Genomic DNA, 13,341 nt, shown 5'->3' on the forward strand with positions numbered 1-13,341 from the left:
GTTATGTACGACCGCGAAGAAAGGCCGGACACATGACTGCAAGCGACCACTGCTCATCACGCAAAAAATTCTTGCAAGCCGGGGGCCAATGGTATGGACCCCGCCCTCGCCGCGGTGGAATCTCGAGCGTCAACTGCAGTGAAGGAGGATATCATGCAGGTCGTTCGGATAGGTCTAGATCTAGCGAAGTATGTCTTCGAAGTTCACGGCGTCGACAACCACGGGAAAGTCGTTGTGCGAAAGAGGTTGCGTCGCGATGCGGTGGCCGGCTTTTTCGCCAATTTACCGGCCTGCCTAGTCGGCATGGAGGCTTCCAACGGGGCACACTATTGGGCTCGCGTACTCACGGCGCTTGGCCATCAGGTCCGACTGATCAGCCCTCAGTTCGTGACACCATACGTCAAGTCAAACAAGAACGACCAGAACGATGCGGAAGCCATCTGCGAAGCGGTCGGCCGTCCGTCCATGCGCTTCGTGCCACCGAAATCAACCGATCAGCTGGCGGTACAGGCTGTCCACCGCATTCGCCGACGCCTGGTCGCCGACCGGGTCAGGCTCGCTACCAGATTCGCGGTCTTCTGTCCGAGCATGGCATTGTCATTGCCCGTGACATCGCGCAGCTGCGGCGCGGCCTCGCTGTCATCGTCGGGAACATCAATGACGGCCTCAGCGAGATGCTCCGAGCGCTCATGAGGGAATTGCAAGACAAGAGGAGTTGTCCGAGCTTGATACCCGCGTTGCAGCCTATGACCGGCGCATAAGGGAAATCTTCCGTACGAATGAGCAGTGCCAGCGGCTCGGCAAAATCGAAGGCATCGGACCTGTGACAGCAACAGCCTTGATCGCAGCCGTAGGCGATAGAAGCTGTTTCAAGAACGGCCGCCAGTTCGCGGCTTGGCTTGGCCTGGTGCCGAAGCAGCAATCCAGTGGAGGGCGGGCCCGCTTGTTAGGCATCAGCAAACGCGGCGATCGATACCTGCGGACGCTGATGATTCACGGAGCTCGTGCCGCCTTAAGCCGGGCCACTGGCAAGCAGGATCCGCGAAGCCTCTGGCTCGGCAAAATCCGACAACGGCGCCATCCCAATGTCGCGGCCGTGGCTCTTGCCAACAAGAACGCGCGGATCGTGTGGGCTATGCTCACAGGCGACGCAGCTTATGAGCCGGCGCTGTCGGTGAAGGCGGCCTGAAGCGAAGCGGCAATCAAGGAAAGGAGATCTCACCCGGCAATTGCAACAAATGGCAGGAGATGGCGAAACGGTCACCCGTCGCTTCCCGAACCTGATGTGTGGACCGGCACGGCTTGCGCCGATGTCTCGGGGCCGTTGAGGTGGAAGCGGGCGAAAACCATCGAGGCTCGCGGCGGAGACGTTGTCCAGCCGCATCAAGAAGCCGGATATACGTCTGCAGTTGTGACCGTCGATCCTGATCAAGCCGGTCGTTGCAATCGGGCGGGGTCCATATACTCGCCAGCCTCTTTGGTCTGCATTCGGCTAATGCACGCTCCAGCTCGCCGGCTAAAACCTTGTAGTGCGCAGCCGCGCGGCGGAAGACATTTCGCTTGATGTCGCTCTTAGCCGATCGTCCAAGCTCCTCGCAGTTGGCGATGTTCGCCCCGGAGCCTCTCAAGGTGGACAAGGATGTCTTTCATGGAACCGTCCCGATCATGCCGAGCGCGTTAGCAGATCGCTGATGATTGGGATAGTACAAATGGCACCGTGCTCAGGATACCTGCTCGGTGACTTTGGATAGCTCGGATTCCAGCCTCAGAGCCCGTTGAGCAGGCGCCCCTCATGTGTAAGGGTTGGTCGGTCGCTGCTTGCGCTGTTCGTCTACCCTCCTCTCCCGCGCCAGTAGCGGTGGCAGACAGCGGAACGGCATCGAGAATAAAGTCTACCCAGGCGGTCGCGACTCTCAATTCGAGAATCGAAGCGGGATCGGCCCAGAACACCACGATCGTATTTCCTTCTCAGACGCTTGATGCCTTACGATCGACCACCTTCGACCGTTCTCAGAAACGATTATTGCTCCGAATTTCGATAACGGGCTTGAATAGACTGCCGATCGTCGGTTTCGATGTTCACCTGACGCGCGTGGCTCCAAGCGGGGAGTTAAAACGCACTGATCCGAGTTTTCTCGGCTCCGTACATCTATTCGTCCATGCACACCATGGCGAGGAGGTCTTTCAGGATTTTACGATCCAGGACCCGACAGTTGTCAATTCCGCGTCCCCGGCCGTCACCTTCGTGCCCGTCGCGCTCACGCAAAGCATCGGTACGGGCCGGCCGAATCTGCAAGGAAGCCCGTTGAGGATCACGAGCATCTCCGTTCTCGCACAGGATCGGTAAGTCACGTTAAAGTCCAATCAATTCGCCCAAACATGTCGCGGCTGGAGAAGTCGTACTTTCATGACTTGAAGGCGCGGCCGCCGCTACCACTTGCCTCGCTGGCGCTAAGCCGAGCCGGGTGTTGAGGTGTCAGCGCCCCATCTCTGCGAAGAAGTTAGCGCGACCAACTGCAGGAGACGCATGGCAGACACTTCGCAGAGCTAAAGATCGGAAAGTCTGCTGCCCTGTTCGATGACAAGGGAGAGCTTGTCGGCGCCCACCCCGGTGGTTGGCGCATGCAGTTTCGCGAAGATGATGGTGGAGCGGAAAGCCTCCTGTTGCGTGCGAGAACGGCCACACAGGCATCAGCATCGAAGTCCCAACGACAATGGCGAGCTTCACCGGCCCTAGCCAGGAGCAGAATCCCTGTCCGTTCTGCGGCCAAAGCTTTCAGCCTCTCCGGGCCACTCTGTTCGAAACGAACAGGGGTCTTCGAACGCGTCGGCGGAATGCCATCTTAGCGCTGTCCTGTTTCCTCGCGACTACAGAGCCGTGAGATGGCGGCTTTTGTGAACTACTTCACACTTAGGGCTGCCAAGACCTGATAGGCCCTGTCGAGGGGAAGACTATCGAATTGATGACACGGGGGTAGGTGGTGGCAACACCTGATGAGATCCGCCAAGAGGCCTGGACGCAATTTATCAACGCGCGAGGCACTTCCACCGTCTTTCAGAGACGAGCTGCAAAGCTGAAAAGATGGATGCAGGCCCGAGATTTTTCTGCCGTCGCGATCCCGGTGATCACTGCCTTTGTAGCTACAACTGACTTCGTCGATAAGCTTGGATCGTTCAAAGCAATAGCCCTTGGCGTTTTGGCCTTCGCTGTCTTGATGCAGGTTCTCTTATCGGCTTGGTCATTAATCGCCCGCTGGGACGAAGAGCGGTCTTACTCGCTAAGGGCGCTGCGGGACGCCAACGATATGGAGGTTAACTGGCGAGAAATTGCCAAGAACCTTGTTGCTGGCGATATTGAAGAAGCTTTTGAATTCGCAAGATCGCAGCAGAAAGTTATCGACAGCCACGACATCGGCAAAGAAATTTCCGAAGATGAGCGACGCATCGGATTGCGCGCAGGACTGAAAGAGGTGCCTCGTCCGTGCGTCGAATGCAAGAAAATCCCGGCAACGATCGACGTACCCAAACACGTCGTTAAACCCTGTCCAGTTTGTGGAGGAGAACTATAATGGACAATCAAACACGCGCTGTCTTGAAGGGCTATCTTTCGCTCAGTTCGCAGCAACGCAAGGAAGTTGCAGACATCATTGATAACGAGCGTAAGCAAAAAATCACTGAAGGCACGATCCGTAAAGATGCTGGGATCAGCATGGGGCCTTCTGGCTCCGGCTGCCCCTGCTGCGGCCGCTAAGTCCCGCCCGCCGATTCACGCTGGCGGGCAGATTGAGTACGGGGACCGGCAGATCTCCGGTCTTGCGCCGATTGTCGTCAAGATCGACAGAAGCCCCCAACCGAATAGGCGGAACGAGGCTTCATCTTTTGCAGCTCGTGTAAGTCCTATTCGGGCTTCGCTCTTCTCGACAGGCATGCGACGACTCCACGGTGTCCTCCAAGGCAACGTGGCATCGGCGCGGGCCTTCGCTTTCTCGAAGCGTGTACGCGCGGCCTGCTCTTCCTCCCGCGTCGCATCGAACGTATCCTTAAATCTCATTGTCGTTGGTCCGCTCCTACTTACGGCGCGCACATTGTATGCGAGCCCGGCGCGTCGCTCAATGCAGACCGTCGTATACGGTATACGCCCCCTCCTCCTCCTCGTCTTTGTCAACGTCATCGTCTGGCCAAATGGGGCCTAACCCGAAGCGGATAGAGCACAACAACCGGGATTCAGTGTTGCCAGTGCAGCCTGCGCCTTAATCAGGCGATTTTTCGATACAGAAAAATTTCAGCAAGTCTTTCGATCGCCCTCCAAAGGCACATTCTTATACGCCCCTTAGGAGGCTGAAGCCTCGCAGCCTCAGTTCCCTCCGTTTAGACCAGCTGGACATTTTGGTGTTAGACCCGACTTAGAGAGGGCGGCCGACAATGACGGTCAAAAGCCCGTGGCCCCACAGCCGCTTGCCGCCGCCTTGGCATCATCCAGAGTTACGGCATCGACGATGGCGTTGCGCTTCTCGTAATCGATCGGCAGCGTGTGCTCCTGATGCTGCAGCAGTTTCAGCGCAAAACTGGAGGACGTGTCGAGCGCCAGCATCTGCGAGCCTTTGAGATAGGACTTCACGTCGTCGAGTTCTTTCTGAGTGGGGCCATCCTCGGCGACACGGCGGACCTCCTTCTCGATCGCCTTTATCGTGTCGCCGGCGCGCTCGGCACGCGTACCGGCTGTGCCGATGAAGATCGCCGAGTGCTCCATCCACAGCGGCGATTCAAACACGACTTTGTCGGTTGTCCGTTTCAAAAATACCGTTTGAAAAATCAGCTGCCCAAAAGGTCTTGCCGGCTAAGACACTGATATGGTGAGCGCACCAGGGCTCGAACCCGCTGATTAAGAGTCAGCCCCGGGGTAAGAACAATCTCATCGGAATCAGACTTTGTCCGCCGGCCAGCAGCCGCGCCCCCCTCTCCATGCTTGGCAAGCGCCGCGATCGCATCCTCGATGGAACTAGCACTACTTTGGCAGATTGTTGATTTTGGCGCGTTTTATAGGATTCCCGAATCAATTTTTTAATGATTCATGGGTGGTCGGCTCTTGGAGGGCTGACCATGCTGGGATGGGAAGACGAACTCGAACGCTGGCTGATGCCGTTCTTGGACCGACTGGGTCATAAGACCCGGCAGCGGATGTGTCCTCTGTATGTTGCGGGATTGATCGGTCCCGGCGATCGTAAGAGCGTTCAGCCGATGGCGGAACGCCTTGCCACCAGCACCTACGACCAGTTGCACCATTTCATTGCGGACGGTGTCTGGGACGCGACGCCGCTGGAGACAGAGTTGCTCAACCAGGCGGACCGACTTGTCGGCGGCAGGGATGCGGTGCTGGTTATTGATGACACCTCACTTCCCAAGAAGGGTGAGCGCTCGGTCGGTGTTGCGGCTCAATACGCCTCGGCTCTCGGTAAAACGGCAAATTGCCAAACACTGGTGTCTTTGACGCTTGCGCGCGGCGAAGTACCCGTGATGGTCGCGTTACGTCTCTTTCTGCCTGACAGTTGGACAAGCGACGAATCTCGTTTGAAGCGCGCTCGCGTGCCAGTCGAACATCGAACGCCACGGTCCAAGCCGGAGATTGCTTTGGCCGAGATTGACCGCGCGATAGCAGCCAACGTGCGCTTTGGATATGTGCTGGCGGATGCAGGATACCGCCTCAGCGCACCGTTTCGACAAGGGCTAACAGAGCGCGGGCTGGTCTGGGCTGTCGGAATCCCGCGGCACCTGAAAGTGTATCCGGTCGATGTGAAGCTCATTTGGCCGATTACCAAAGCCCGCGGGAAACCACGAAAGCACCACGTGCCCGATATCTTATCAATTGCGGCCGAGCAAATGCTGGCCGGCGCCAAATGGAAAACCGTGAGTTGGCGTAGCGGGACGAAAGGTCGGCTTAAAGCCCAATTTGCTGCGGTCCGTGTCCGGACCGCCGACGGCCCTCCGCAGCGGATATGGGATAAAGGTCAGCAGCATCTCCCAGGCGACGAAGCCTGGCTCATTGGCGAGCAACGTGCGTCCGGGGAGAAGAAATACTATCTGGCCAATCTTCCGGCGGCGACGGATCTGCGCACGCTGGCCGCCACCATCAAGGCACGGTGGATTTGTGAGCAGGCGCATCAGCAGTTGAAGGAGGAACTTGGACTTGATCACTTCGAAGGGCGATCATGGCAAGGTCTTCATCGCCACGCCCTGATGACAATGATTGCCTACGCCTTCCTGCAACATCGTCGCCTCGCACACGCGGGGCGGAAAAAAAAAAGAATCTACGGGCCTCCGCCTCAGCCAACCATGCCAGCCGTACGTCACGCCATCGTCGATCTCATCCTTCGGCCGCCGTCTCAGCATTGCCCATATTGCCGAAGGCAAATCCGTGAAAAACAGCGGCGAAAACACAATCTGCCAAAGTAGTGCTAGGGTCTGTACTCAATAGGGATTCCCGCTGAGGCGGAGTTGTGATTGTCGGGCGACATGGGAAATTGCCCCCCCATATTGCCTCAGATGACAATGTTACTGAAGCGCACCCTGGTGTCTTTCTGGATCGGCTGCCGCGAGTCGGAGCAAGCCGCTCGCGAAGCGCGCCCTCCAGAGCGCCGTAGCGAGCGAGCGGCTTGCGGTGCTTCGGCGAAAGAACCTGTCAGGATTAAATACGAAGGCGCGAAGCTTGGACCGATAGTGTGATCTCTGTGCTGCTGATGAGCTGTCGAGCGGCCTTTGATCGCCAATTCTTCACCAATCGCTGCACCGTGCGCCGCTGATGGCCGCTGAACCGACCGGGCGCATGCGCTTCCAGCCGGGAGAGAAGATCGACCGCGGACAAGTGCGGAGCCGCGGCGAGCCATTCCTCGATGATGGGAATGTAGGGGTCGAGCATCGATGGCCGACGTGGCACAGGCTTGCGCCGCACATAGCGACGACGATGAATGCCCCGCTGCTCACCCTGTTTCCAACCATCGCCGAGCTCTCGGGCAAAGGCCGCTAAGTCGCCATGCCCCTGCGCGACAGTCATCGCTGGCTTTCCAGCCCGTTGATCGACGCGCTTACCCAGCTCATTCTGAGCGTCCCGCATCTGTGCCAGCAATGCCACCGGATCAAGCGTCCGGTAAATCTCCCGCAGCCGACCTTTGAATGCCTCATTGAGCCTCGGGTGGACCAATGCTCTTTCGTACGGCGTAGCGGGAGGAAGATAGCGCTTGATCATCTTGGCACCTTCGCGGTGCTTCTCCTTCAGCTTAAACGAGGGCTGGAAGAAATTGATGTGCAGCCGTGCCGCCGCAAACAGGCGAGCTAATGAGCGAGCAGCATCAATGCCTTCAAACCGCCCGTAGCCCACCAGGCGGCGAACGATAGCTCCGTTCTTTTGTTCAACGAATGCCTGATCGTTCTTCTTGTAGGCCCTGGAACGAGTGACTTCGACATCGTGAGAACGGCACCACGACACGACCGTGTCGTTCATGAAGGCGCTGTCGTTGTCAAAATCGAGCCCCCGAACGGGCCAGGGAAATAGGTTCTGCGCGCGCTCGAGAGCTTCGACCACAAGAGCTGCTTCACGCACGACGAGCGGAAAGCATTCGGTCCACCCCGTTGCGATATCCACCATTGTTAGCGTCTGAATGAACGCGCCGGATACGGACATGCCGCCGTGCGCAACCAGATCCGCTTCGCAGTACCCCGGCGGAGGTGATCCCCAGTCATTGAATGTACGCACCGGGACTTGCCGCCGTACGGCACTGGAAAAGCCCGCCCGCCGTCGGCGTCCTCCGGCTGCTGCGATCTTTACGTCGCTCAGCAGGCGATCGATCGTCGCCGCGCTCACCTTCAAAACCTTCGACCTCTCATCGGCAGAAAGCTTCAATCTGCCGTGCCGTTCAAGAGCCGGAAGCAAAAACGGGATCATCGCGACGAGCCGCTTACTGCAGAGCCGGTCAGAGGCGTCCCATAGCACAATCAGTGCAACGCGAATGGAAGCTCCGTAGGTCCGGCTCCGTCGCCGCGGCACGGCCGATCCCGATGCCCCGTCCACCGACAGTGCTCGGATAGCGTGCTTGCGATGCCATCCCGTAACGGCACACAGCTCGTCCAGGATCCGTGCCTTCTCGAGCCGTCCGCTCGCCCGATAACGCTCCACCAGCGCTGATGTGATCTCGCGCTTTGCGCGCATGCTGATCTTCCCTGCCATACCCGCCACCGAACTGATTCGGCAGCTCCGCCCCAGACACGACAGGGAAGTTGTCCGGTAACATTTTTACTGAGGCAATGCGCCCCTCGCGACACGATCAAAACGGGGGTTTTATGCAGCGACTCAGTTCAGGTCCTCTGCGGTTCAAAGATCCGCGGAGGGAGGCCATGCTGGAGCCGGACGAGGTTTCGGCGATACTCCGGCTCAACGAGCTGGGGTGGGGTAGCAAACGGATTGCCCGGGAGCTCGGGATCAGCCGCAACACGGTGAAGGAGTACATCGCGGCCGGCGGCTGGACACCTTATCGGCAACCGCAGCGCAAAAAGGCACTTGAGGGCCAGGAGAGCTGGCTCAAGGAGCGTCTGCGGCAGCACCGCGGCAATGCTGACGTGATCCGCCAGGAGTTGGCAGCCGAGAAAGGCATCGTTGTCTGCCTGCGCACAGTTGAGCGGGCGGTACAGCGCTATCGCCAGGAGCTTGCGGCGGAAGCGCGCGCGACGGTGCGGTTCGAGACAGCGCCTGGCAAGCAACTGCAAATCGATTTTGGTGAACGGCTGGTTGAGATCGGCGGCGCCAAGGTTCGCGTCTACCTGTTCGTCGCCACGTTGGGCTACTCGCGCCGGCATCATGTCAGAGCCTTCCGCAACGAACGGCAAGAGAACTGGTTCGACGGCCTGGAAAGCGCGTTCATGAAGTTCGGCGGCGTGCCCGAAGAAGTGCTGTTCGACAATGCCCGTGCCTTGGTCGTAGAGCATGACGCCATCACGCGCACAGTGGTCTTCAACGACAAGCTGAGCGCATTTGCCAAGCACTGGGGCTTCCGGCCCCGTGCCTGCGCGCCATACCGAGCCCGGACCAAGGGCAAGACCGAGAACGGCGTTGGTTACGTAAAACGAAACGCGATCGCGGGCCGCGCCTTCCCGAGCTGGGACGCCCTTGAGGCGCATCTTGAGGCTTGGACGCGGGAGGTCGCCGACCTGCGCCAGCATGGCACGACCGGCGAGCCTCCGATCGAGCGGTTCAGGCGGGCGGAAGCGCAGGCACTCAAGCCCATCGTTGGGAGGCCGCCCTTCCAGGCTGCACGTGAAGTGATCCGCCGTGTGCAGGCCGACTGTGCCGTCGAGATCGATGGCAACGCCTACTCGGTGCCCTGGCGGCTAATCGGCGAGATGGTGCGAGTGATGATCGCCGACGGGCTGGTGCGCATCCACCATGGGATCCATGAGGTGGCCGTCCATCCGATTTGTGCCGGTCGTCGCCGCCGCGTCGTCGACCCCGAGCATTTTGCGGGCCTGACTGGCTTTAGATCGAACCGAGCTGCCGCGCTCGCAGGATCGTCCGTTGCGCCGCACTCGCCGGCGCTGCTGCGGCCGCTCGGCGAGTATGAGGCAATCGTCGGAGGGGGCTTCTGATGCGCGCCGCTGTCCCCGATCGCCTGAGCGATATGCTGACCCGCCTGAAGCTGACCGCCGTCCGCGACCAGTTGGATGGGCTATTGGACGAGGCCGGCCGACAAGAGCTGAGCCTGCGCGAGACCCTGGTGCTACTGTGCGAGCGCGAGATCGCCCGCAAGGACGAGCGGCGCATCGAGATGACCCTCAAACTCGCTCGCTTCCCGTTCGTTCGCGATCTCTCCGGCTTCGACTTCTCGGCCCAGCCGTCCCTAGACCCCAAGCAGGTACGTGAGCTTGCCGGTGCGCGCTGGATTGCCAATGGCGAGAACGTGCTGCTGCTTGGGCCGCCTGGCGTTGGCAAGACGCACCTGGCGGTCGCGCTGGGGCGTGAAGCGATCCTGGCTGGGCATTCCGTGCAGTTCGTCGCAGCCACGACGGTCGTTGCGCAACTCGCCAAAGGACACAGCGAAGGCAGGCTTGACGAGCGGCTCGCGCAATTTGCCAAGCCAAAGCTCCTGATCATCGACGAACTCGGCTATCTGCCCTTTGAGCCCAATGCCGCACATCTCTTCTTCCAGCTCGTCAGCCGCCGTTACGAGAGAGGCGCGATCCTGCTCACCAGCAACCGCAGCGTCGGCGAGTGGGGCTCAGTCTTCGGCGACCCTGTGGTCGCCACCGCGATCCTTGATCGCCTGTTACACCACAGTCACGTGATCACAATCCGCGGCGACAGCTACCGCTTGAAAGAAAAGCGTCGTAGCGGGCTTTTGCAGAAGGCCGCCGCGCCAGAAGCTAAATCGGAGAAAAAGCCGTGAAGCAAGCCGCTCGCTCGCTACGGCGCTATGGGGGCGCGCTCCGCGAGCGGCTTGCCACATCCACCAAAACAACAAGGGGGTCACTTCTTCACGTCGCTACGGGGTTAAATCCGGACGTCGCTTGACATGTGATTCAAGACCTCCGAGTCGAAGGGGGGCTTGATGGGGCAAAAGCTATATTGGCTGAGTGAGGCGGAGTGGAAGCGGATTGAACCGCTGTTGCCACGTGGGCGGCGCGGCGCCCATCGCGTGGATGACCGACGCGTGATCAGCGGGATCCTCCACATGCTGCGATCGGGCGCACGCTGGCGAGACTGCCCGGCAGATTACGGCCCCTACACGACCATCTATAACCGCTTCAATCGCTGGAGCCGCCAAGGCGTGTGGGGCAATATTTTCTACGCCTTGACTGGCTCAACCGGCCGGGTCGGGACAATGTCCACCGACGCGACCCACATCAAAGCCCACCGCTCGGCGGCGGGCGCAAAAGGGGGGACTTCCAGCAGGCGGTCGGCCGCTCGCGAGGCGGACGCACCACCAAAATCCACGCGCTGACCGAGGATTATGGACGTCCGATCGCCTTCGTGATCACGCCTGGCAACTGCCATGACCTCACGGCGGCGCGCGATCTGCTGCCTGCCGTCTCACCTGCTCGACGATTGCTTGCTGACAGGGCCTATGACGCCAATAGCCTGCGTGAGTGGTTGGCCGAGCGCGGAACAAAGGCAGTAATTCCGCCCAACCCAACTCGCAAGCATCCGCACCGGTACGACGTGAAGGCCTACAAAGGACGCAATCTCATCGAACGCATGTTTTGCCGCCTCAAGGACTTCAGGCGGATTGCGACCCGCTACGACAAGCGAGCCGACAACTTCCTCTCGGCCATCCTCTTGGTCGCCGCCGTTACTTGGTGGATCAATTGAGTCCGGACCCTAGCACGATGGTATTCGAAGGGCCACGGCTTCATTCGGATCCTCTCGGCGATCTATCAATGGATCATTTTCTGATCCTCAAGAATCCGACCAATTGCCGGAGCGGCTTCGCCCACATCCTTTTGTGCATCAAGCAAAGTACAGACGCCGTGAACAACATTACGATGGACGACAGCCCTAGTCGACGAGCGCAGTGGCATTGTAGCCTCGGCAGCTCGCCTTCGGCTTGATGAAACACAACCCTACTTCATCATCGCTTCGACCTCTGCGCGAAAAGCCTTCCGCGAGGCATCGCGTGAATAGAACATGTGGCCGCCCGAATAGGCCACGAGTTTGACGCGATCCACCGCCGAGGCAAAGGGCGGCAATTGGTCGAGCGCCATCTTCGAGCCGAAATAGGGTGTGACAAGATCGAACAGGCCGTGTCCGACCAACACGTTCATCTTGGGGTCTGTCGCAAGCATCTCGCGCAGCTCTGAAAGCGATTCCGGGGGGCTACCGTTGCCAAAATTCCAGGCCGGCCTGACGCCACGGTTGAGCAGTTCATAGGAGCCGTCTGGCCGCCAGTTAAGCTTGCGCGTCAAGACATCAACGGCGGCGCTCGCCAGCGGCGCCGCCACCGCATCCCCCGAGGGATCGCCGAAGCGGTGGCCATCGGAGTCCGGATAGGCATCGAGGCCGCGCGCGGAGGCGTCATAGCCGCCCGTCACCTTGCCGCTCTTGCGTTCTAACTCGCGACGGAATTCGCCGACGCCAAAGCGCCCGGCCAGCCGTCGGCTTACGGCCTGGTCGATGCCGGTCAAGGCGGCGACTTTGTCGGCTAGACGGTTGGTGGCCTCCCTATCTGCCTGGCCTTTGACGAGGTCAGTCAAGAATTCACCACGCGCGTAGGCTTCGATATCTGCGAGATCGGCGCGTGTGACCGCTCCCCTGCCTTGGCCCTTGGCTTCGCGGGCCACCGCGACATAGCTTGGCAGCGTCGCGACATATTGCAGAAGGCTCGTGCCTGCGACGCGGTAGTCGAACAGCGGCGAGACCAGGATCAGGCCCTTCACGCCGACGCCCAGCTGAATCTGCAGATTGCGCACTACCTTGGGTCCACGAATGCCGCCGTAGCTTTCCCCCGCAATATATTTCGGCGAGGAGAGCCGCTCGTGCTTCTCAAGCCAGCGGCGGATCACTAGCGCGATCGAACTGGCGTCGCCGTCGACCGAATAGAACTGCTCGCTCACTTCCTCGCCAGTCGCCACGAAGCGGCTATAGCCGGTGCTGACGGGATCGATGAACACGAGGTCGGTAAAATCGAGCCAGGTCTCGGCGTTGGGCCTGACCTCCGGCGAGGCCGACGGCGTGACAGTCTCCGCATCGATTGGCAATCGCCAGGGCCCGGCACTGCCGAACTGCAGCCAAGCGGAGGATGAGCCGGGGCCGCCATTGAAGAGAAACGTCACCGGACGCGTGGCGCGATCTGTCCCGTCGAGCTCATAGGATGTGTAGGCGATATCGGCCTGGGGCTCGCCTTTGTCGTCTAATAGGCAGATCGAACCCGCAGTCGCGACGAAATGAAGCGTCCGGCCCGGCAGCTCCAGCGTCTGTTTAGTGATGGAATCCTGCGGCAGGCGATGCTGATCGGCGACCACTGGCAAACTCGGTGTGCTACCGCTACGCGCCCCTGGCTCTCCCTTCGGGCCGGCCGGCATCGTAGAGCCGAGGCGCGGCGGCGAATCGTCGGCCCGGGCGCCCATTACGGCGCAGGTAACGAGGGCTAGCGCAAGAGAGGTGCGGCGCAGCGCGATCAAATCGAACAGCATTGATTTCTCCCGGTCCGACCGGACCTTGCTCGTCAATCAAGAAACAACTGGTGAGGCCCGGTCCGAGCTGCCAATTGCCCGTCTTGAGGTTGCGGCACAATCCGGTTTCGCACGACTATGTTACACAGTGGGTGTTTCCCAAAGCGGCTCTAGTCACTTAGCTGAAAACCG

At 59.9% G+C, this 13,341-nt stretch carries 6 protein-coding genes and 4 pseudogenes; 7 read left to right on the forward strand and 3 right to left on the reverse strand.

Translation table 11 applies throughout. From position 1 onward, the window contains the following. Positions 1–153 precede the first annotated feature (153 nt). From P6U27_RS29580 to P6U27_RS29590, 3 genes and pseudogenes are all read left to right on the forward strand, one after another. Positions 154–1,189, forward strand: a pseudogene (locus P6U27_RS29580) (IS110 family transposase). Between the two features lie 1,792 nt (positions 1,190–2,981). Then, a complete protein-coding gene (locus P6U27_RS29585; RefSeq protein WP_407121588.1) occupies positions 2,982–3,569 on the forward strand; it encodes a mobilome CxxCx(11)CxxC protein in 588 nt (195 codons plus the stop codon). Continuing rightward, the gene (locus P6U27_RS29590) at positions 3,569–3,751 is read left to right on the forward strand and encodes a hypothetical protein (RefSeq protein ID WP_407121587.1); all 183 of its coding nucleotides are present in this window, start codon (positions 3,569–3,571) and stop codon (positions 3,749–3,751) included. The genes P6U27_RS29585 and P6U27_RS29590 overlap by 1 nt, the downstream gene beginning before the upstream one ends. A gap of 652 nt (positions 3,752–4,403) precedes the next feature. Here P6U27_RS29590 and P6U27_RS29595 read toward each other — a convergent pair. Beyond that, positions 4,404–4,774: pseudogene (locus tag P6U27_RS29595) on the reverse strand (M16 family metallopeptidase); the annotation flags it as partial. 290 nt (positions 4,775–5,064) lie between these two features. On the opposite strand from P6U27_RS29595, the pseudogene P6U27_RS29600 reads away from it, so the two are divergent. Beyond that, positions 5,065–6,416 (forward strand): annotated as a pseudogene (locus P6U27_RS29600) (IS701 family transposase). Between the two features lie 266 nt (positions 6,417–6,682). Here the strand turns inward: P6U27_RS29600 and P6U27_RS29605 are convergent. After that, the gene (locus tag P6U27_RS29605; RefSeq protein WP_164937308.1) at positions 6,683–8,218 is read right to left on the reverse strand and encodes a DDE-type integrase/transposase/recombinase; all 1,536 of its coding nucleotides are present in this window, start codon (positions 8,216–8,218) and stop codon (positions 6,683–6,685) included. A 113-nt stretch (positions 8,219–8,331) separates the two neighbouring features. Between P6U27_RS29605 and istA the strand changes: the two genes are divergently transcribed. From istA to P6U27_RS29620, 3 genes and pseudogenes are all read left to right on the forward strand, one after another. Then, complete coding sequence (istA, locus tag P6U27_RS29610) at positions 8,332–9,630, forward strand: IS21 family transposase (RefSeq protein ID WP_122401601.1); 1,299 nt, start codon at positions 8,332–8,334, stop codon at positions 9,628–9,630. After that, positions 9,630–10,427 carry an IS21-like element helper ATPase IstB gene (gene istB / locus P6U27_RS29615; protein WP_122401602.1) on the forward strand — a complete coding sequence of 266 codons (798 nt, stop codon included), beginning with the start codon at positions 9,630–9,632 and terminating at the stop codon, positions 10,425–10,427. The genes istA and istB overlap by 1 nt, the downstream gene beginning before the upstream one ends. Before the next feature lie 162 nt (positions 10,428–10,589). Further along, positions 10,590–11,350 (forward strand): annotated as a pseudogene (locus P6U27_RS29620) (IS5 family transposase). Between the two features lie 251 nt (positions 11,351–11,601). Here P6U27_RS29620 and P6U27_RS29625 read toward each other — a convergent pair. Further along, complete coding sequence (locus P6U27_RS29625; RefSeq protein WP_407121585.1) at positions 11,602–13,170, reverse strand: S10 family peptidase; 1,569 nt, start codon at positions 13,168–13,170, stop codon at positions 11,602–11,604. Positions 13,171–13,341 lie beyond the last annotated feature (171 nt).

The sequence above is a fragment of the Bradyrhizobium sp. STM 3566 genome (assembly GCF_045571445.1).
Classification (GTDB): domain Bacteria; phylum Pseudomonadota; class Alphaproteobacteria; order Rhizobiales; family Xanthobacteraceae; genus Bradyrhizobium; species Bradyrhizobium vignae.

Excerpts from the sequence above, each read along its gene's own strand:
- P6U27_RS29590 (WP_407121587.1), top strand. The coding sequence starts at position 3,569 with ATGGACAATCAAACACGCGCTGTCTTGAAGGGCTATCTTTCGCTCAGT.
- P6U27_RS29605 (WP_164937308.1), bottom strand. The coding sequence starts at position 8,218 with ATGGCAGGGAAGATCAGCATGCGCGCAAAGCGCGAGATCACATCAGCG.
- istA (WP_122401601.1), top strand. The coding sequence starts at position 8,332 with ATGCAGCGACTCAGTTCAGGTCCTCTGCGGTTCAAAGATCCGCGGAGG.
- istB (WP_122401602.1), top strand. The coding sequence starts at position 9,630 with ATGCGCGCCGCTGTCCCCGATCGCCTGAGCGATATGCTGACCCGCCTG.
- P6U27_RS29625 (WP_407121585.1), bottom strand. The coding sequence starts at position 13,170 with ATGCTGTTCGATTTGATCGCGCTGCGCCGCACCTCTCTTGCGCTAGCC.